Genomic DNA, 18,099 nt, shown 5'->3' with positions numbered 1-18,099 from the left:
GGGAAGGGCACGCGGACGAGGAAGGAACCCCGTCGTCACCGATGGTGACGGCATGGCTCGCGCTTGTGAGCACGTGCACCCACGATGGAGGGATCGTACGAGGGGGGCCAGGCCCGTACAGGAGGACCGGATGCTGCTCCCCGACCGCAACACGATCGACCGTCTGCTGCGGAGCTACCGCGCGCAGGAACGGCTGGTCCTGGCACGGCCGTACGACGTGCCGGCCCGCAGGCGGTTCGAGGACACCGCTTACACGCTGTGCGTCCTCATGGGGGAGCGCACCGCACGTGAGGCCGTCCGCGCCGCCGAGCGCTACACCGCGGAGCGGCCACCCGCCGCCGCGCCGCGCTGAGGCCGGTTCGACGGGCCCGGGCGGGGTAGCCGCGGGACGTCCGGGCGGACGGCCGCCCGGGGCGTACGGGCGGGAGGTGCCGGTGATGGGCGAGGCGCGGCTCTCGCCGCGCGAGCGGCGGATCCTCGCGGAGATCGAGGAGGACCTCGGCGCGGACACCGGATTCGCCCGGGCCCTCGGTTCCGGCCGGGCCCGGCGGCGGTCCCGGTTCGGGTCCGGCCGCCTCGCCGGACCCGGCGCGGCCCTGCTCGGGCCGCCGGCGCTCGTGCTCTTCGTGGCGGCCGTCATCACCGAGGCCCCGGCCCTCATCTGGAGCTTCGCCGCCGTCTGGGTGCTGACCCTGCTCTGCTTCCTGCGCCTGCTGCTCCGCTGGTCGCACCGCCACCTGACCGGCGACGAACGGCCCCGCCCGGACGAGGACGACCGGGGCCCGTCCGTCTCCTAGCGGCCGGGCCTCCGACGTCAGTTGCCGCGTGCTCCGAAGCGCCGCCACAGCCACAGCGAGAGCGCAGCTCCGAGGGCCGAGCCCACGAGCGCCAGCGGCAGGCCGGCCGCCGTGCCGGAGGGCGCCGCCTTCTCGGGTGCGGTCCGTCCGTCGGCCGTCTTCCCGGCCGTCTTCGCGTCCGCCCTCGTGCCGCCGGTCGAGGCCATGAGCCGCAACGCGTCGCCCGCCTCCGGACCGGCCTGCGCGCGCACCTCCGACCGTTCCCGTTCCCGCGCCCTCTCACCCGCCTGCTCCCGGGTGCGTACCCGCTCCGTGTCCCGCGCCCCGCGCCGCTCCTTCCCCGGTGTGAGCGAGCCGACCGGCTGGACCCGTCCCGCGGCGGCGAAGCCCCAGTCGAGCAGCGACCTGGTCTCCTCGTACACCGCCAGTCCGCCGCCCCCCTGCGGGTTCATCACCGACACCACCAGGGTCCGGCCGCCGCGCCTGGCCGCCGAGATCAGCGTGTTGCCCGCGTTGCTGGTGTAGCCGTTCTTCACGCCGATGAGTCCCGGGTAGCGGGCCACGCCGTCCGCGCCGGTGAGGAGCCGGTTGGTGTTGGCGATGCCGTACGACCACGAGCCCGCGGGGAAGTCGGCGTACGGCGTCGAGCAGTAACGGGTGAACTGCGGGTCCTGCAGCCCCGCCCGGCCGAACACCGCCAGGTCGTACGCGGAGGAGACCTGGCCCGGCGCGTCGTAGCCGTCCGGGGACACCACCCGCGTGTCGCGGGCCCCGAGGGAGCGGGCCTTCTCCTGCATCTGCCGGGCCGTCGACTTCCAGCCGCCGTTCATCGCGGCGAGCACGTGCACGGCGTCGTTCCCGGAACTGAGGAAGACCCCGTTCCACAGATCGGACACCTTGTACGTGTAGCCCTCCTTCACGCCCACCAGGCTGCTGCCCTCGCCGATGCCGGTCAGCTCGGAGTCGGCGACCGTATGACGCTCGTCAGGGTCGTGGTGCGGCATCGCCGTGAGTGCGAACAGCGCCTTCAGGGTGCTGGCGGGCGGCAGCGGCTTGTGGGCGTTGCGCGCCGCGAGGACCTCGCCCGTCGACGCGTCGGCCACCACCCAGGCGAGGGCGGAGACCGAGGGCAGCGCCGGCGCGCCGCGCAGCGGCTGCACCTGGGTGCCGGGACGGTCGAGCCGCGCCGGGTCCACGAAACGGCGCGCGGGCGGGGTGGGCTCCGCGGCCGCCGCGGCATGAGAGGTGGGCGAGGCGGGAGGAACAGCCGAGGCGGAGGAGACTGCCGGGGCGAACGGGACCGGCAGGGCGAGCAGCAGCGCCGCGGCACCGGCGGCGGTATGACGGACAGCTGGCGTGACGATCATTCAGCCACCGTAGGAACGCGGCCCCCGCGCCGCAGATCCAAGTGCGCCGACCGGCGTAGCGGGCGTGGCGAACGGCGGCGCGTCGCGTGGTCCCCGACCCGTCGGCCCGTGCCCCGGTGAGGGGGCCGGCCGGGCTGTCGGTGCGACAGGGCATCCTGGTGACGTGTCCTCACTCCCGTATCAGAGCAGGCCCGTTGCCTCCGCCGACGTCGCACCCGCGTCGTCCGAACACATGATCGTCTGCGGTGACGACGTCCTCGCCCACCGTCTCGCGGCCGAACTCCACGAGATGTACGGCGAGCGCGTCACCCTGCTCGTCCCGGCGCCCGGCGACGCGCCGGACCGGCCCGTGGCCCGGAGGGGACGCGCCATGGCGTTCTTCGGGCGGGTCACCGCGGCGGTGACGCGGACGGCGGCGGGCGCGGGCGGAACCGGGGCCCCGGGCTCGTCCGCCGGTCCGGGCACGTCCGGCGCGGGCCAGGGCCGGTCGATCCGGGTCGTGGAGACGACCGAGGCCGACGACGACGTGCTGCTCGACGCCGGCATCGGACGGGCCGCCGCGCTCGCCCTCGTCTTCGAGGACGACGAGCGCAACATCCGCGCCGCGCTCACCGCGCGCCGGCTCAACCCGCGCGTGCGGCTGGTCATCCGGCTCTACAACCGCAAGCTCGGCCAGCACCTGGCCACCCTGCTCGACCAGGCCGCGGCCGTCACCGAACCGGGACTCGACCCGGAGAAGCCCGACGCGACCACGACCGTGCTGTCCGACGCGGACACCGCCGCACCCGCGCTCGCCGCGACCGCCGTCGCCGGCAGCAAGAAGGTGATCCAGGCCGGCGGACTGCTGCTGCACGCCGTCGACCGCACCCCGCCCGCCCGCGGCGAGGTCGCCGACCCGGGCCTGTGCACCCTCGCGCTGCTCTCGTCGACCACCAGCGACCCGGCCGGCTGCGAGGGCTCCGAACGCAGCGGCGAGCTCGGTCCGCGCCTGCTGCCCGGGGACGCCGAGGTCGCCGCGGCCACCGGGCGCGGCATCGTCGCGCTCGAGACCGTGCGTTACGAAGGGCCCGCTCAGGCCTCCGGCTGGCTCGGCGCCTCCGGACTTCCGGTCGGCTCGCTGTTCTCGCGGCGGCTGCGCTGGTCGCTCGCCGGAGTCCTCGCCGCGGTCGTCGGCCTCTCCCTGGCCTCCACCCTCACCACCGGCGACCACCCCCTGCACGCGGCCTATCTGATCCTGCTCGACGTCTTCGCCATCGGCGATCCCGCCGTCGGCGAGCCGACCAGCCGCCAACTGCTCCAGATCCTCGCCGGGTTCGTCGGACTGCTCCTGCTGCCGCTGGTGATCGCCGCGCTCCTGGAGGCCTTCGGCACCTTCCGCAGCGCGACCACGCTGCGCCGACCGCCCCGCGGCCTGTCCGGCCACGTCGTGCTGCTCGGCCTCGGCAAGGTCGGCACCCGGGTGCTCGCCCGGCTGCGGAGGATGAACATCCCCGTGGTGTGCGTGGAGGCCGACCCGGAGGCGCGCGGGCTCGCCCTGGCCCGCCGGCTGCGGGTGCCCACGGTCATCGGAGACGTCACGGAGGAAGGCGTCCTGGAGGCGGCCCGGATCCACCGCGCCCGCGCCCTGCTCGCCCTCACCAGCGTCGACATCACCAATTTGGAGGCCGCGCTGCACGCGCGCTCCATCAGCCCGGAGCTCCGGGTCGCGCTGCGGCTGTACGACGACGACTTCGCCACCGCCGTCTACCGCACCCTGCGCACCGTCCACCCGGGTGCCCTCACCCGCAGCCGCAGCGTCTCGCACCTGGCGGCGCCCTCGTTCGCCGGGGCGATGATGGGCCGCCAGGTCCTGGGCGCCATCCCGGTCGAGCGGCGGGTGCTGCTCTTCGCGGCGCTCGACGTCGCGGACCATCCGCTCCTGGACGGACGGACGGCGGCCGAGGCGTTCGAGCCGGGTGCCTGGCGGGTGATCGCCCGTGGTGATGCCGGGGTGCCGCTCAGCCGCTCCGGCTACGGCCCGGTGACGGAGCTTCCGGCCGGGCGCGTCCTCGGGCCGGGCGACCGGGTCGTGGTGGCCGCCACCCGGCGCGGTCTCGCGGAGCTCCACGGCCGTCGCCCCCGGCAGGGCGCCGACGCGACGGGCACGGCAACTCCTCCCGCCACCGCCCTGGTTGACCCTAGGATCTGACCGTTCGTGCCCGCTCGGTGACGGTCCCGGGCCGATACGGCGCCGGTCCGCAACCGGTAAGGACGCCGTCGTCGACGCCGGTCCCCTCCGATTCCGTCGGCCTGCTTCCCGCAGTCAGGAGTGCCTTCCGTGAACACCCCGCACACCGCCCCCGGGGGCGGAGCACCGCACCGTCTCGACCCGGCCGGCGGCTGCCCGCACGCGGACAACGCCAGGCTGCTCGCCCGGGGAGCCGTCGCCCCGGTGCTGCTGCCAGGCGACATCGAGGGCATGGCGGTGCTCGGTCACGACGCCCTGCGCGACTTCCTCTCCCACCCCGAAGTCGCCAAAGGGGCGCGGCACTTCACCGCCCTCGCGGAGGGCCGGATACCCGAGGGCTGGCCGCTGCGCACCTTCGCCACCGTCCAGGGCATGACCACCGCGGACGACGCCGACCACCGGCGACTGCGTTCCCTCGTGAGCAGGGCCTTCACCCCGCGCCGCATCGAGGAACTGCGCCCCCGCGTCGAGGCCGTCACCGCGAGCCTGCTGGACTCCCTCGCCGAGGCGGCCCGCGCCGGCGACGGAGTCGCCGACCTGCGCCGCCACTACGCCCTGCCGCTGCCGCTCGGCGTCATCTGTGAACTCCTGGGCGTGGCCGAGGAGCACCAGGACCGGCTGCACCACCTCTCCAGTCAGGTCGTCGCCACCGACACCGGCCCGGAGCAGGCCGTCGCCGCCAACCGCGAGCTCGTCGAACTGCTCGCCGCCATCGCCGCCGACAAGGCCCGGGAGCCGGGCGACGACCTCATCACCGCCCTCATCGCCGCCCGCGACGAGGGCGGTGACCGGCTCGGCCAGCCCGAGCTGATCGGCACCATGGTGCTGCTGATCATCGCGGGCCACGAGACCACCCTGAACCTCGTCACCAACGCCGTGCGCGCGCTGTGCACCCACCGCGACCAGCTCGCCCACGTCAGGGAGGGCCGGGCCGGCTGGGCGGACGTGGTGGAGGAGACACTGCGCTGGGACAGCCCGGTGAGCTACTTCCCGTTCCGCTACCCCGTCCGCGACCTCACCGTCGACGGCACCCTGATCCCCAAGGGCACACCGGTGCTCGCCGGCTACTCGGCGGCGGGCCGCGACCCCAAGGCGTACGGCCCGGACGCCGACCGCTTCGACGTCACCCGTGGCCCGGCCGTCAAGCACCTCTCGCTCGGCCACGGACCCCACTACTGCCTGGGCGCACCCCTCGCCCGCATGGAGGCCACCCTCGCCCTCGAGGCGCTCTTCACCCGTTTCCCGGACCTCGACCTCGCGGTCCCCGAGGCCGCACTGGCCCGGCACGCCGGCTTCGTCGGCAACAGCGTGCGCGCCCTCCCGGTCCGCCTCGGCTGACCGGAGCGGTCCGCCGCTTCACAGGGCCCTTCCCCGCTCGGCGGCGGGGGAGGCCCTCAGCGCCGCGACCAGGCGCAACAGATGTGCCTCGTTGCCCGCGAGCCCCGCCGCCCGCAGGGCGGCGTCCGCCTCCGCCATCGGATGCGTCAGCATCGCCGCCGCGTACGGCTCGAGCCGCGGGTCGGAGAGCACGGCCTGGGTGGATTCGAGCAGCCGGAGATAGGCCTGGGCGGCGGCGCGCTCGCGTCCGGTGACGGTCGTCATGTCGGGCTCCCTCTCGACGGTCTGAGGCTGTCTCACCCCACCCTCTCGCACGGGTCTGACAACGGGCCCGAACCCGGCCCCGGCGAGGCCCGCCGGGCGTGCCCGCGCACCGCCCGACCGGCGCTCCGGGCGCCTCCGGTCGTCCCCGCCGCCGCTCCCGGCGCCTACCCCGCGCCGTCCAGGTGCGCGCCGAGCCGTTCCAGGAACACCCGTTGGCCCGCGACCAGGAGCGGTTCGGCCTGTGCCAGGCCGAACCAGCCGACGCGGTCGATCTCCGGGAACTCCCGCAGCACGCCCGAACCCCTCGGCCATTCCATGGTGAAGGTCCCCGGCACCACCCCGTCCGGGTCGAGATCGCCTTCCAGCGCCCACACGGTGACGAGCTTTCCGTTGCTCTGCCGGGACTCGCCGAGCGCGACCCACTCGCCGTGCGGGGCCGGCAGCCCCAGTTCCTCCTCGAACTCCCGGCGGGCCGCGGCCCGCGGCTCCTCGTCGGGCTCGTACTCGCCTTTGGGGATCGACCAAGCGGCCGCGTCGCGTGCGGCCCAGAAGGGGCCGCCCATGTGTCCGATGAGCACCTGTGGGGTGCCGTCCGGCGACCGACGGAAGAGAAGGAGACCTGCACTGCGCTTCCCGGGCATACGGCCCAGTGTGGCGGACCCGGCGGCCGTCCACACCCCCGCGTGGCACCCGTACACCCGTGCGGACCGGTGCGTCGGGAAACGCGACGCGTCGGAGAGGTCCGACGGATGAGCGCGAGAACGGCACCGGCGGCACCATCGAGTGCGCCGGGCAGGCTACGCGCCGGCTCCACCGGAGAGCCGCACGGTCACCACACCACCCGCCGGGTCCGCGTCCGCCGCCCAGTACGCGGGGTGCCGCAGCGAGCGGTGCGGTTCGAGCAGGGCCGGGATCCGCCGCTCGTACAGCAGCCGGTCGCCCTGGCGGACGGTCAGGACCGGGGCCGGGAGCCGCTCCACGGGACGGAGCAGCAGGGTGGGCACGGCCCCGGCGGACGGACCGGCGGGGAGCCGGCCGGGGCACAGCCGGCACAGCGCGCCCTCGGCGCGCAGCGGGAGCCCGGGCCCGGGCCAGGGCGCGCCCGCCAGGTGGTCCAGGACGGCGTCCGCCACCACGCGGCCCTCGGCCGCCGCGACCACCGCGGGTTCGACGCCCCGCAGCAGATTGCCCGCCGCGAACACGCCGGGCACCGACGTGCGCAGCCCCGGGTCGACCGACGGGCCGCGGGTGCCCGGGTCCAGCGGCACGCCGCCGGAGCGCGCCAGTTCGTGGTCCGGCAGCCAGTCGCCGGTGAACACCACCGTGTCGCAGCGCAGCAGACCCGTACGGCCGTCCGCACCGCGCACCACGACACCCGAGAGCCGCCCCCGGCCCACGAGTTCGACCACCGTCGCCCCGCGCAGCACCGGTCCGCCGCCCAGCCGCGGCCCCTGCGGCCGGTCGGCGACGGTCGCCACCACCGTGACCCCGGCCCCCCGCAGCGTACGCGCCGCGTGCCGGGCGACCGGGTCGGAGCCGACGACGACCGCGCGCCGGCCGATCCGCTCGCCGCGGAGCCCGAACAGCTCGACGGACTGCTGGAGTTCACCGGTGCTCAGCACCCCGGCCGGCCGCGCTCCGGGCACCAGGCGGGCGCTGCGCGGCCGCTCGCGCGCACCGGTCGCCAGCACCACGGCACGGGCGGTGATCCGCTCGGGTCCGGTCGGCGCCGTCACCTCCAGGGTGAGCGGCCCCGCCCAGCCGGTCGCGCCGGCCCCGGTGCGCAGCGCCGCCCCGGCCCGGACCGCCGCGCGCACCGCGCGACAGGCGAAGACCGGCCCCGTGGACCCGCCGAAGCCGCCGCGGGCGCAGTGCCTCGGCACCCCGCCCGCCGCCCGCTCCCGTTCGAGCACTTCGACCCGGCCCGCGCCGGCCGCCGCGAGCCGTGCGGCGGCGGCGAGCCCGGCCGGACCGCCGCCCACCACCAGGACGTCGACCGTCCGCTCCCCGGAACCGCCGGGTCCGTCGGGCAGCACGGGACCGGTGCTCACCGCACGCCCTCCTCGAACAGCGAACGGACGGCCGCCCCGCAGGAGAAGCCCTGGCAGCGCCCGGCCCTGGCCCGGGTCCTGCGGCGCAGCCCGTCCAGGGAAGCGGGCGGCACGGTGGAGGCGAGCGCGTCGCGGATCTCGCCCAGGGTGACCCGCTCGCAGTGGCAGACGACCGTGCCGTACGCCGGGTCGCGGGCGATGAGACCGGCGTCGCGGTACGGACGGGGAAAGGCCTCGCCCAGGTTCGGCATCCGCACGCGCGCGAGCGGCCGTTCGGCGCCCGGTTCGAGGCCGGCCTCGGCGAGCAGCTCCACCGTGTGCCGGCCCAGGGCCAGGGAGGCGGTGAGGCCGGTGGAGCGGATGCCGCCGACCGTGACGTACCGCAGCTCGGGGTGGGCGGTGACGCGGTAGTCCTCGGACCCGGTGGCGGCCCGCAGCCCCGCGTAGACGGCGGTGACCTCCTCGTCGAGGAGTTCCGGCAGGATCCGGCGGCCCTGCTCCCGCAGGGCGGCGAGCCCTTCGGCGGTCGAGCCGGTCGCGGTCTTGTCGGTCAGGTCCTCGGCGGTCGGCCCGAGCATCACGTTGCCGTAGACGGTCGGCGCGATGAGGACGCCCTTGCCGAGGGCGCCGGGCACCGGCAGCAGGATGTGCCGGACGAGCTCGCGGGCGAACTTGTCGAAGACGACGAGCTGGCCGCGCCGCGGGGTGACCGTGAAGTCCTTCCGCCCGAGCAGTGCGTCGAAGGCGTCCGCGTACAGCCCGCAGGCGTTGACCAGGAAGCGGGTGCGCAGCACTCCGCGCCGGGTGACGAGCAGGTGCGGCTCGCCGGGGCCGCCGGGCCGCACCTTCTCCACCGGGCAGTCCAGGTGGAGGTCGACGCCGGAGCGCACGGCCTGGGTGACGTAGGCGAGCGGTGTGGTCCACGGGCAGACGACCGACTCGCCGGGCACCTCCAGGGCGCCGAGCGCCCCGGCGCCGAGATGCGGCTCGCGGGCGTACAGCTCGGCGGCGGAGACCGGCCGGGTGCCGTGGTGCCCGTTGCGCCCGGCCTTGTCGGCGAGCCGGGGCAGGGTCGCGAGCTGCTCCTCGTCCCAGGCGACGAGCAGGGCGCCGACGGGCTCGACGGGGATGCCGGTCTCCTCGGCGTACGCGGCGAGCAGCCGCCCGCCCTCGCGGACCATCCGGGCTTCGAGGGAGCCGGGGACGGCGTCGAAACCGGTGTGCAGGATCGCGGTGTTGGCCTTGGAACTGCCCTCGCCGATGTCGCCGGAGGCCTCGACGAGCGCGACCCGCAGCGGGTAGCGGGCCAGTTCCCGGGCGATCGCGCAGCCCACCACGCCGGCGCCGACCACGGTGACGTCGTACGCGCCGCCGGGCCCGGACGTGTCCGGCAGGATCCCGCGGCGGGTGACGCTCACGCGGTGCCGCTCCCGTCCGCGAGGAGGGCCGCCACGGCCGTACGGAACCGGCCGAGCCGCTCCGCCGCCTCGTCGGCGCTGATGCGCGGCTCGTACACGGCCGACGGCTTCCACTCCGGTACGGCCTCGTGGACGGCCAGGCCCGGCGCGTGCCCGAGCCGGGCGACGGCCGCGACGCCGAGGGCGGTGGCGTCGGGCAGCGCGGAGACCTCGACCGGGCGCTGGAGGAGGTCGGCCTGGGTCTGCATGAGCAGCGTCGAACGGGTCAGTCCGCCGTCGACCCGCAGGGTGGTCAGCGGTGTGCCCAGGTCGGCCGCGGCGGCGCCGGCGAGCTCGGCCACCTGGGCGGCGATGCCCTCGCACAGGGCACGGACCAGCTGGCCGGGTCCGGTGTCGAGGCCGAGTCCGGTGACCGCGCCGCGCACGTCGCCGCGCCACCAGGGTGCCGCGAGCCCGGCGAGGGCCGGTACGAAGGTGACGCCGCCGGTGTCCGGGACGGCGCCGCCGATCGCGTCGAGCTCCTCGGGGCCGGCGATCACGCCGAGGTCGGTGAGCCAGCGTACGGCGGACGCGGCCGTGTACACCTGTCCGTCGAGGCAGTAGCTGGTGCGCCCGGCGAGGCGCCACGCGACGCAGGCGACGAGCCCGGAGTCGCCCCGGCGCGGAGCGGGCCCGGTCTGGGCGAGCAGGAAGGCCCCGGTGCCGTAGGTGCACTTGGCTGCGCCGGGCTCGGTGACGTCCTGGGCGAGCAGCGCGGCCTGTTGGTCGACGAGGAGCCCGGTGAGCGGCAGCGGCGGGCCGAAGGCGGTGGTGGTGCCGACCGGCGTGTCGCAGTCCACCACCCGGGGCAGCGGCTCGCCGCCGAGACCGTAGACGTCGAGCGCGGTGCCGGACCAGGCGACGGTGTCCAGGTCGAGCAGCCCGGTGCGGCCCGCGGTGGCCACGTCGGTGACGAAGGCGCCCGTGAGCCGGTGCGCGAGCCAGGAGTCACTGGTGGTGACCACGCCCGCGCCGGTGAGGTGGCGGCGGATCCAAGCCATCTTCGGGGCGGCGAAGTAGGGATCGAGCGGCAGGCCGGTGATCCGTGTCAACTCGTCGGCGTGGGAGGCGAGTTCGGAGCAGACCGAGGCGGCTCTGCGGTCCTGCCAGACGAGGGCGTCGGTGAGCGGCTCGCCGGTCTCGGCATCCCAGGCGAGCACGGTCTCGCCCTGGTTGGCCAGGCCGACGGCGACGGCCGGCTCCCCGGCCTCGGCGAGTGCGGCGCGGCCGGCCGTGACGACGGAGTCGTACAGCTCACGGGGGTCGACCTCGACCAGGCCGCCGGGCAGGGCGCTCGGGCGGACCGGGGCGAAGCCGGTGCCGAGCACCCCGCGTTCGGGGCAGACGACGAGGGCCTTGGTGCCCGACGTGCCCTGGTCGACGGCGAGTACCGGGCCCGTCATGTGTGCGACTCCCTGCCGTTCATGGGTTCCTGGTCGTCCTTGATCGTGTTCCTGGCGTGGAACGGGTCAGCCTGATGCAGCCGGGTCGCCGCGTCAAGGCTCCGGAGGGGAAGCCGTCAGGTCCGGACCTGACAGTGACGTGATGTCAAATTCAGTCGCTGGCTTGATAGTTACGGTCACGCAGAAAAGTGGATCGATCACATCCGGCAACCTCTATAGTGATCGCCGATCAACGGCCGGGACAGCCGGGACAACCCGGGGGACTGACCACCCCCTCCGCCCACCGCACCGAGGAATCATGTCGCCCACCTCCCGCCCCGCCACCTGATGGCCGGGCACGGCTTCCGGCCCGTCTACCATCCGGCCGGCCACGACCACGCCCTGCGCGGCGCCGTCCAGGAGCTCCGCACCGGCCGCTGGGTGGCGATGGCCCGATTACTCGACGAGACGGCCGGCTGGTCGGGCTGGACCCGCCGCACCCAGGTCCTCGCCGCCGTCGCCGCCGGCACCGACGTCGTCGAGACCTGGCGCGCCGAGGAGCCCGACTCCGTCGCGGCGGTCGTCATGCACGCGCGCGTGGCCGTCGAGCGGGCCGTACGGGCCCACCGCACCGCCCACGCCCGCACCCGTGAGCTCTGGCAGGAGGCCTGGACCGCCTGCCTCGAAGCCGCCGACCGTGCCCCGGCCGACCCCGTCCCCTGGGTGTGCCGGCTCGCCCTCTCGGTGCTCGACGCCCAGCAGCGGATGGAGGAACACCGGCTCGCGCCGCCCGCGCCCATGCTGCCGCCCGGCCCCTGGGGGTTCCTCGCCGAGGCCGACAAGCGCGACCCGTACAACCGCGAGGCGCACCACCGGATGCTCCAGTTCGTGTACGCCCGCCGGCCGGGGCCGCTCTCCGAGGCCGTCAACTACGCCCAGTGGGCCGCCTCCTCGGCTCCCGTCGGCTCCGCCCTGCACGCCCTGCCGCTGTACGTACGGGTCGAGCGCTACCGGCGCGAGCGCGGTCACGAGCGCGCCCTCGACCTGCACTGGGTCGCCGAGGACGCGGTGCGCGACGCGGACCGGGCCATGGACGCCTGGTTCCTGTTCTGCGCCACGGAGGAGGCCAGCCTGCTCGACCTCAACCACCTGGCGCACGCCCTCTACGGGGCCCTCAGATTCCCCGACGCGGCCCGGGTGTTCGAGGCCCTGGGGCCGTACTGGACCCCGCAGCCCTGGTCGTACCGCACCGACCGCCCCGACGAGCGCGATCCCGCGGAGGAGGTCTTCCAGCGGGCGCGGGCCCGCTGCCTCGGCGGCCCCGCGACCCGCGGCGGCCCCTGACGCCCCGCGGCCCCTGCCCGCGCGGCTCTCCCCGTCTCGCGCGGCGAACCGTGCCGCGGCCCGCACCCCCGCTGTCCGCCGTAACCCCCGTACGGCGCCGTCCGTCCCCTTCCCCCGGAGGAACGCATGTCCCGCACCGCTCCCACCGACGCGATACGCAAGCCGCCACCGGCCGCGAGGGACGAGGAGGCCAGGCTCAGGGAGCTCGGCTACCAGCCCGTCCTCGCCCGCCGGATGGGCGGCTTCGGCAACTTCGCCATCAGCTTCTCGGTCATCTCCATCCTGTCCGGCTGCATGACCCTGTACGGCTTCGGACTCGGCACCGGCGGCCCCGCCGTCATGCTCTGGGGCTGGGCGGGCGTCGGCCTGTTCGTGCTGTGCGTCGGCCTCGCGCTCGCGGAGGTCACGAGCGCCTACCCGACCTCCGGGGCGCTGTACTACATGGCCGACCGGCTCGGCGGCCGCCGCTGGGGCTGGTACACCGGCTGGCTCAACCTCCTCGGCCTGCTGGGCGCCATCGCCGGAATCGACTACGGCGCCGCCCTGTTCACCGGCGCCTTCCTCAACCTCCAGTGGGGCTTCACGCCCACCCCGGAGTCGACCTTCCTGATCTTCCTGGCGATCCTGCTCGTGCACGCCGTGCTCAACCTCAACGGCGTCCGCCTGGTCAGCCTGCTCAACTCGGTCAGCGTCTGGTGGCACCTGGGCGGCGTCGCGCTCATCGTCGGCGCGCTCGCGATCGTCCCCGACCACCACCAGTCCGCGACCTTCGTCTTCACCGAGTTCGTCAACGACACCGGCTGGGCCAACCCGCTCTACGTGGCCGCCATCGGCCTGCTGCTCGCGCAGTACACCTTCTCCGGGTACGACGCCTCCGCCCACCTCTCGGAGGAGACCGCCAACGCCTCCGTGGCCGCCGCCAAGGGCATCGTCCGCTCCATCTGGGCCTCCTGGATCGCCGGCTTCGCGCTGCTCGCCGGACTCACCTTCGCCATCCAGGACTACGCGGGCACCCAGAACACCGCCACCGGCGTGCCGCCCGCCCAGATCCTCCTGGACGCGCTCGGCGAGGGCGGTGCCAAGGCCCTGCTGCTCGTCGTGATCGTGGCCCAGCTGTTCTGCGGCAACGCCGAGGTCGCCGCCGCCAGCCGGATGGTCTTCGCGTTCAGCCGCGACAACGCCCTGCCGGGCTCCTCGCTCTGGCGCCGGGTCAGCAGCCGCACCCACACCCCGGTGCCCGCCGTGTGGCTCTCGGTCGTGGTCGCCGCGCTGCTCGCGGTGCCGTCGCTGTACTCGGCCACCGCCTACGGCGCCGTCACCGCGATCAACGTCATCGGGATCACGCCGGCCTATGCCATTCCGATCCTGCTGCGGCTGCGCGCGGGCCGGAACTTCGTGCCCGGGCCGTGGAACCTGGGCCGCTGGAGCAGGCCGATCGGATGGATCGCGGTCGTCTGGGTCGCGCTCGTCACGGTGCTGTTCTGCCTGCCCCAGCGTTCCCCGGTCACGGTCGACACCATGAACTACGCGGTGATCGCCCTGGCCGTCGTGCTCGTGCTCGCCAGCGTCTGGTGGTACGTCGCCCGCCGCTCGTACGGCACGCCGCAGACGTACGGCAGCGCCCGCGAGGAGGCGGAGATCGCCGAGGGCATCGTCTGACCCGCGGACGGCGGGAGTGAGCGGCCGGAGCGGTCGGCCGGAGCGAGGGGTCGGAGCGGTCGGCCGGAGCTGTCGGCCGGTGTGAGCGGTCGGCGGGGGCCCTGGCGGAGGCCCGCGCCGGCCGGTGCCGGAGCGCGGCTCAGCCGCCGAACTCGTAGGTCCAGGCCCCCGTGCGGGCCGCGAAGTCGATGTCCGTGACTTCCAGGGCGTGCCCGTGCTGGTCGCTCACCACCCGGTGGACGTACAGCCGGGCGGCGTCGGCCGCGCCCGGTCCGCCCGCCGCCGGCGTCAGGCCCGTGTCCGGCGTCCCGTCCGCCGCGCCGCCGGTCCGCGGCGGGCCGGGCGGGACGCCGATCGACTCCCGGTGGGTGGTGCGCAGCCCCGCCTGGTGCATCCAGTGGTAGAGCAGCCGCAGGTCCGGCTGCCCGCACCGCTCGGCCCGCCGCCGGTAGCGGCCGAGCTGCGGGATCTCCGCCAGCGCGGCCCGGGAGAACCAGGTGACCGAGCGCTGCAGGGACTCGCCCGCCGGGGTCAGCACCACATGGCGGTGCACCAGCGTCGGTTCGCCGGGAGCGAGGGACAGCCGGCCGGCCAGGGCCACGGGCGGCGCCTCCCAGGAGAGCGCGGCGCGGACCAGCGCGTCCGCGGCCCTGGGTCCGCCCGGGAAGGTGGGCCGGCACGGGGAGGGGGCCGCGGACCGCTGGTCGTGGGCGCCGTCGGCGGCGAAGGTGCCGCGCCGGTCCGTCACCACGAGCCGTTCCTCGCGCAGCAGTTGGAGCGCGCTGCGGACGGTCTGCCGGTTGACGTGGTAGCGGTGGGCGAGCAGGCGTTCGGAAGGAAGCCGGCTGCCGGGGGAGATGCGGCGCTGGACGAGGTCGTCCCGCAGTGCGCGGGCCACCCGGAGATAGAGCGGAAGCGCCGTCGTCGACCCGTGTTCGGGAACGGGTTCGGCCATGTCTCGGACCCTCTCTGTCATGCGTGGATCCATGCGTCTCGTGCATGGTTCAACCATTGCTCGGTGTGACCACCCGAGTCGTGTGGGTGATCAATTCCTATCATTGGTCTAAACCATTCTGGAAGTCCCGCCGGCGAGAGTGGCCGAAACGAGCGCGGCGCCGTGTAATGGATCGCACCGGAGCAGTGCCGACGTCCGCCGGCAGCGGCGTTGGGAGAGGCTGGTGAGGCCGAATGGCGACACCGTCCGAACGGGCGGAGCAAGGCAAGGCCGCCCGCAAGCGCGTCCCCCGCTCCTCCCACGGCCGCTGGATACCCTCCTCCCAGCGCCCCGACCCGGTCACCCTCCTGGAGCGGGAGTCCGTCGACCGGCTGCCCGAGCTCGTCCCCATCCGCTACGGCCGGATGGCGGTCTCGCCCTTCGCCTTCCTGCGCGGCGCCGCCGCCGTCATGGCCGCGGACCTCGCCGCCCAGCGCCACACCGGACTCACCGTCCAGCTCTGCGGCGACGCCCACCTCCTCAACTTCGGCGTCTACGCCTCACCCGAACGGACGCTTCTCTTCGACGTCAACGACTTCGACGAGACCCTCCCCGGCCCCTTCGAGTGGGACGTGAAACGGCTGGCGGCCTCCGTCGCCGTGGCCGCGCTGCAGAACGGCACCACCAAGGCCAAGGCCCACCGCGCCGCCCAGGTCGCCGTCGAGTCGTACCGGCTGGCCATGCGCCGGCTGGCCGGCCTCGGCGAACTCGACGTCTGGTACGAGCGGATCGCCGCCGACGACCTCACCGCGCTGGTCCGCGGCGCGGCGAACCGGAGCCGACTGCAGGCCCGGCTCGCCCGGGCCCGTCGCCGCACCAGCCTCCAGGTCCTCGACAAGCTCACCGAGAAGGACGGGTCGGGCCGCCACATCGTCGACGACCCACCGCTCCTCGAACGCGTCACGGACATCGACCGGGTCACGATAGGCAAGATCTTCAGCGACTACCGCAGCTCGCTCGCCGAGGAACGCCGGCTGCTGCTCGACCGCTTCCGCTTCGTCGACGCCGCCCGCAAGGTCGTCGGCGTGGGCAGCGTCGGCAGCCGCTGCTTCATCCTGCTGCTGGAGGGCCGCGACGACGGCGACCCGCTCTTCCTCCAGATCAAGGAGGCGGGCGAGTCGGTCCTGGAGCAGTACCTGACACCCAGCCCCTACACCCACCACGGCCACCGGGTCGTCAGCGGGCAGCGGCTCACCCAGGCCGCCAGCGACATCTTCCTCGGCTGGATGACCGGCCCCGAGCAACGGCACTTCTACTGGCGCCAGCTGCGCGACATGAAGGGCTCCGCCGAGGTCGAGACCATGTCCCCCTCCGTGCTCCGCGACTACGCGCGGCTGTGCGGCCGGGCCCTCGCCAGGGCCCACGCCCGCTCCGGCGACCGGATCGCGATCTCCGCCTACCTCGGCACCTCCGACGTCTTCGACCGCGCGACGGCCGACTTCGCGCTCCGCTACGCGAGTCAGAACGCCGACGACTACGCGGCGCTCAGTGCCGCGATAGCGGCGGGAGTCGTGACGGCGGCCCCGGGCGTCTGACCGCCCGGGGCCACCGGAGCCCGTCGAGGCCGCACGGGAGCCCGCCCGGCAGACCGCGCCCCGACCGGGGCGCGGGCCCGCGCCCCGTACGTACGCCGGTCAGGCGTCCTGGCGCCACATCGGCGGCTCGGCCGGCGTCTCCGGCACCGGGTCGAACAGCGCGGCACGGACCACCGCCGGGGCGAACACCGCCGTCAGCGGGGCGGTCAGGTGCAGTGCCGAACGGAAGGCCGGGCCGACCACCGGGTGCGCCGCGGCCCGCGCCGCCACCCGGGCGAGGTACCAGCCGGTCACCTTGTCGAGGGTCCCCGTGCGGGCCGCGTCACCGGTCGCGCCCGGCATCTTCTTGTCGGCGCCCGCCGAGATGTCCCAGGCCTGCCTCGACGCGTCGAGCAGCGCCTTCTGCACCCGCCGGGTGGTCGGGGTGCGCCGGGTGTCCGCGAGCGCCGTGCGCAGCGCGAGCGCGGTCATCGCGGCGATGGCCATGCCCTGCCCGTAGATCGGGTTGAACGCGCACAGCGCGTCACCCGTCGCGAGGAATCCGGCCGGGCGGCGGCCCGGACGGTCGTAGCGGCGACGGATGTTGGCGGTCTTGCGGAAGCCGAACACCGGGGTCAGCGGCTCGGCCTTCGCGATCCAGTCGGCGACGACCGGGTGCGGCAGCCGGCGCGCGAACTCCTCGAACAGCTTCTCGTCCGTGGGCGGTTCGTCGCCGCGCAGCCCGGCGAGCGTGACCACGTGACGGCCGTCCCCGAGCGGCAGGATCACGCCGCTGTACACCTGGGCGGGGTTGGGCACGATGTAGTAGCCGACGGCGTCGGTGGACGGGTCGGCGGCGGGGGAGCGGAAGATCCGCGTGCTGTACGCGAGACCGGTGTCGATGGTCTCCTCGTGCGGCGCCTCGGCTCCGATCCCGGCCAGCCAGTCCGCCGCGCGGGTCGAGCGGCCCGAGGCGTCCACGACCAGGTCGGCCTCCAGCGGGTACGGCTCCTTCGACGCGCCCGCCCCGCGCTCGCGCAGCAGCACGCCCCGCACCCGGGCGGAGTCGCCGAGCAGCCCGACCGCCTCGGTGCCCTCGATCCGTTCGATCCGCGGATCGGCGAACACCCGCTTGCGCACGAGCCAGTCGAGCTGGTCGCGGGGGCCGGCGTAGAAGTGCACCGTGGGCTCGGTGCGGGGGTACCACCGCCCGTCCTGCCACTGCACCATGTCCTCGGGCACGCCCAGTTTCGGCGCGCCGAGCCCGTGCAGTTCGGCCACGAAACCGGGCAGCAGCTCGTCGAACGCCCGCTGTCCGCCCTCGATCAGCACGTGGAGGTGCCGGCTCTGCGGCACGCCGGGGCGGCCCTCCGGCTCCTGTGGATAGCGGTCACGCTCGACGACGGTGACCCGCTCGGCGTGCTCGCTCAGCACCCGTGCGGCCAGCAGACCCGCGAGACTCCCCCCGACGACCACCGCGTGACGCGTCCTGCGGGATCCCAACTCGTCGGCCATCCTCGCCCTTTCCCGTAGGGGTTGTGGAACTGCCGTGGACCGTACGGGCCCACGTGGTCCAGGACTGACCAGTATCCACGGTGGCGCGGGGCGCGTCGCGGGCCACGAGGGCTCCACCGTCCTGGTGGGTCTCGACGGCCCGCGGCTGCTGCGGGACGCGGCGTGGCGGCGGGCGGCGTCGTCGTGACGC

Annotated in this window: 15 protein-coding genes; 7 read left to right on the top strand and 8 right to left on the bottom strand. The window is 75.0% G+C overall.

Annotation, left to right across the window (positions count from 1 at the left end; genetic code table 11):
* Positions 1 to 130 precede the first annotated feature (130 nt).
* The gene (locus ACFY8W_RS26095) at positions 131 to 352 is read left to right on the top strand and encodes a DUF5133 domain-containing protein (protein WP_391109799.1); all 222 of its coding nucleotides are present in this window, start codon (positions 131 to 133) and stop codon (positions 350 to 352) included.
* 85 nt (positions 353 to 437) lie between these two features.
* Positions 438 to 797 carry a DUF3040 domain-containing protein gene (locus tag ACFY8W_RS26090; RefSeq protein ID WP_391109796.1) on the top strand — a complete coding sequence of 120 codons (360 nt, stop codon included), beginning with the start codon at positions 438 to 440 and terminating at the stop codon, positions 795 to 797.
* A 17-nt stretch (positions 798 to 814) separates the two neighbouring features.
* Here the strand turns inward: ACFY8W_RS26090 and ACFY8W_RS26085 are convergent, their stop codons facing one another.
* A complete protein-coding gene (locus ACFY8W_RS26085) occupies positions 815 to 2,164 on the bottom strand; it encodes a serine hydrolase (RefSeq protein WP_391109793.1) in 1,350 nt (449 codons plus the stop codon).
* Positions 2,165 to 2,396: 232 nt separating this feature from the next.
* On the opposite strand from ACFY8W_RS26085, the gene ACFY8W_RS26080 reads away from it, so the two are divergent.
* Both ACFY8W_RS26080 and ACFY8W_RS26075 read left to right on the top strand, forming a co-directional pair.
* Positions 2,397 to 4,352 carry an NAD-binding protein gene (locus tag ACFY8W_RS26080; protein WP_391111030.1) on the top strand — a complete coding sequence of 652 codons (1,956 nt, stop codon included), beginning with the start codon at positions 2,397 to 2,399 and terminating at the stop codon, positions 4,350 to 4,352.
* A 129-nt stretch (positions 4,353 to 4,481) separates the two neighbouring features.
* Positions 4,482 to 5,729, top strand: coding sequence for a cytochrome P450 (locus tag ACFY8W_RS26075; RefSeq protein WP_391109792.1), 1,248 nt, complete (start codon positions 4,482 to 4,484; stop codon positions 5,727 to 5,729).
* 18 nt (positions 5,730 to 5,747) lie between these two features.
* Here ACFY8W_RS26075 and ACFY8W_RS26070 read toward each other — a convergent pair whose 3' ends face one another.
* The 5 genes from ACFY8W_RS26070 to ACFY8W_RS26050 form a co-directional block, all read right to left on the bottom strand.
* Positions 5,748 to 5,993 carry a hypothetical protein gene (locus ACFY8W_RS26070; RefSeq protein WP_391109789.1) on the bottom strand — a complete coding sequence of 82 codons (246 nt, stop codon included), beginning with the start codon at positions 5,991 to 5,993 and terminating at the stop codon, positions 5,748 to 5,750.
* A 164-nt stretch (positions 5,994 to 6,157) separates the two neighbouring features.
* A complete protein-coding gene (locus ACFY8W_RS26065; RefSeq protein ID WP_391109786.1) occupies positions 6,158 to 6,634 on the bottom strand; it encodes an NUDIX domain-containing protein in 477 nt (158 codons plus the stop codon).
* A gap of 156 nt (positions 6,635 to 6,790) precedes the next feature.
* On the bottom strand, positions 6,791 to 8,044 hold the full coding sequence (locus ACFY8W_RS26060) for an FAD-dependent oxidoreductase (RefSeq protein WP_391109785.1): 1,254 nt from the start codon (positions 8,042 to 8,044) through the stop codon (positions 6,791 to 6,793).
* Positions 8,041 to 9,462: an FAD-dependent oxidoreductase gene (locus ACFY8W_RS26055; protein ID WP_391109782.1), complete on the bottom strand. Its 1,422-nt coding sequence runs from the start codon at positions 9,460 to 9,462 to the stop codon at positions 8,041 to 8,043. Before ACFY8W_RS26055 ends, ACFY8W_RS26060 begins: the two co-directional genes overlap by 4 nt.
* Positions 9,459 to 10,904: an FGGY family carbohydrate kinase gene (locus ACFY8W_RS26050; RefSeq protein WP_391109780.1), complete on the bottom strand. Its 1,446-nt coding sequence runs from the start codon at positions 10,902 to 10,904 to the stop codon at positions 9,459 to 9,461. The genes ACFY8W_RS26055 and ACFY8W_RS26050 overlap by 4 nt, the downstream gene beginning before the upstream one ends.
* 327 nt (positions 10,905 to 11,231) lie before the next feature.
* Here ACFY8W_RS26050 and ACFY8W_RS26045 point away from each other — a divergent pair, with 327 nt between their 5' ends.
* Both ACFY8W_RS26045 and ACFY8W_RS26040 read left to right on the top strand, forming a co-directional pair.
* On the top strand, positions 11,232 to 12,227 hold the full coding sequence (locus ACFY8W_RS26045; RefSeq protein ID WP_391109778.1) for a hypothetical protein: 996 nt from the start codon (positions 11,232 to 11,234) through the stop codon (positions 12,225 to 12,227).
* A gap of 126 nt (positions 12,228 to 12,353) precedes the next feature.
* Positions 12,354 to 13,886: an amino acid permease gene (locus ACFY8W_RS26040; protein WP_391109775.1), complete on the top strand. Its 1,533-nt coding sequence runs from the start codon at positions 12,354 to 12,356 to the stop codon at positions 13,884 to 13,886.
* A gap of 139 nt (positions 13,887 to 14,025) precedes the next feature.
* Here the strand turns inward: ACFY8W_RS26040 and ACFY8W_RS26035 are convergent, their stop codons facing one another.
* Positions 14,026 to 14,862: a GntR family transcriptional regulator gene (locus tag ACFY8W_RS26035; RefSeq protein WP_391109772.1), complete on the bottom strand. Its 837-nt coding sequence runs from the start codon at positions 14,860 to 14,862 to the stop codon at positions 14,026 to 14,028.
* A 212-nt stretch (positions 14,863 to 15,074) separates the two neighbouring features.
* Here ACFY8W_RS26035 and ACFY8W_RS26030 point away from each other — a divergent pair, with 212 nt between their 5' ends.
* Positions 15,075 to 16,415 carry a DUF2252 family protein gene (locus ACFY8W_RS26030; RefSeq protein ID WP_391109769.1) on the top strand — a complete coding sequence of 447 codons (1,341 nt, stop codon included), beginning with the start codon at positions 15,075 to 15,077 and terminating at the stop codon, positions 16,413 to 16,415.
* A gap of 99 nt (positions 16,416 to 16,514) precedes the next feature.
* Here the strand turns inward: ACFY8W_RS26030 and ACFY8W_RS26025 are convergent, their stop codons facing one another.
* Entirely contained in the window at positions 16,515 to 17,909 is a 1,395-nt protein-coding gene (locus ACFY8W_RS26025) for an FAD-dependent monooxygenase (protein ID WP_391109767.1), read from the bottom strand.
* Positions 17,910 to 18,099 lie beyond the last annotated feature (190 nt).

Origin of the sequence: Streptomyces sp. NPDC012637 (assembly GCF_042954805.1) — a bacterium.
Lineage (GTDB): Bacteria > Actinomycetota > Actinomycetes > Streptomycetales > Streptomycetaceae > Streptomyces.
The sequence above is the reverse complement of the archived record's forward strand: the minus strand, read 5'-3'. Positions and strand labels throughout refer to the sequence as shown.

What these genes read in the sequence shown, in the direction of transcription:
- ACFY8W_RS26095 (WP_391109799.1), top strand. Translation starts at nt 131, where the DNA reads ATGCTGCTCCCCGACCGCAACACGATCGACCGTCTGCTGCGGAGCTAC.
- ACFY8W_RS26090 (WP_391109796.1), top strand. Translation starts at nt 438, where the DNA reads ATGGGCGAGGCGCGGCTCTCGCCGCGCGAGCGGCGGATCCTCGCGGAG.
- ACFY8W_RS26085 (WP_391109793.1), bottom strand. Translation starts at nt 2,164, where the DNA reads ATGATCGTCACGCCAGCTGTCCGTCATACCGCCGCCGGTGCCGCGGCG.
- ACFY8W_RS26080 (WP_391111030.1), top strand. Translation starts at nt 2,397, where the DNA reads ATGATCGTCTGCGGTGACGACGTCCTCGCCCACCGTCTCGCGGCCGAA.
- ACFY8W_RS26070 (WP_391109789.1), bottom strand. Translation starts at nt 5,993, where the DNA reads ATGACGACCGTCACCGGACGCGAGCGCGCCGCCGCCCAGGCCTATCTC.
- ACFY8W_RS26065 (WP_391109786.1), bottom strand. Translation starts at nt 6,634, where the DNA reads ATGCCCGGGAAGCGCAGTGCAGGTCTCCTTCTCTTCCGTCGGTCGCCG.
- ACFY8W_RS26050 (WP_391109780.1), bottom strand. Translation starts at nt 10,904, where the DNA reads ATGACGGGCCCGGTACTCGCCGTCGACCAGGGCACGTCGGGCACCAAG.
- ACFY8W_RS26045 (WP_391109778.1), top strand. Translation starts at nt 11,232, where the DNA reads ATGGCCGGGCACGGCTTCCGGCCCGTCTACCATCCGGCCGGCCACGAC.
- ACFY8W_RS26040 (WP_391109775.1), top strand. Translation starts at nt 12,354, where the DNA reads ATGTCCCGCACCGCTCCCACCGACGCGATACGCAAGCCGCCACCGGCC.
- ACFY8W_RS26035 (WP_391109772.1), bottom strand. Translation starts at nt 14,862, where the DNA reads ATGACAGAGAGGGTCCGAGACATGGCCGAACCCGTTCCCGAACACGGG.
- ACFY8W_RS26030 (WP_391109769.1), top strand. Translation starts at nt 15,075, where the DNA reads ATGGCGACACCGTCCGAACGGGCGGAGCAAGGCAAGGCCGCCCGCAAG.
- ACFY8W_RS26025 (WP_391109767.1), bottom strand. Translation starts at nt 17,909, where the DNA reads ATGGCCGACGAGTTGGGATCCCGCAGGACGCGTCACGCGGTGGTCGTC.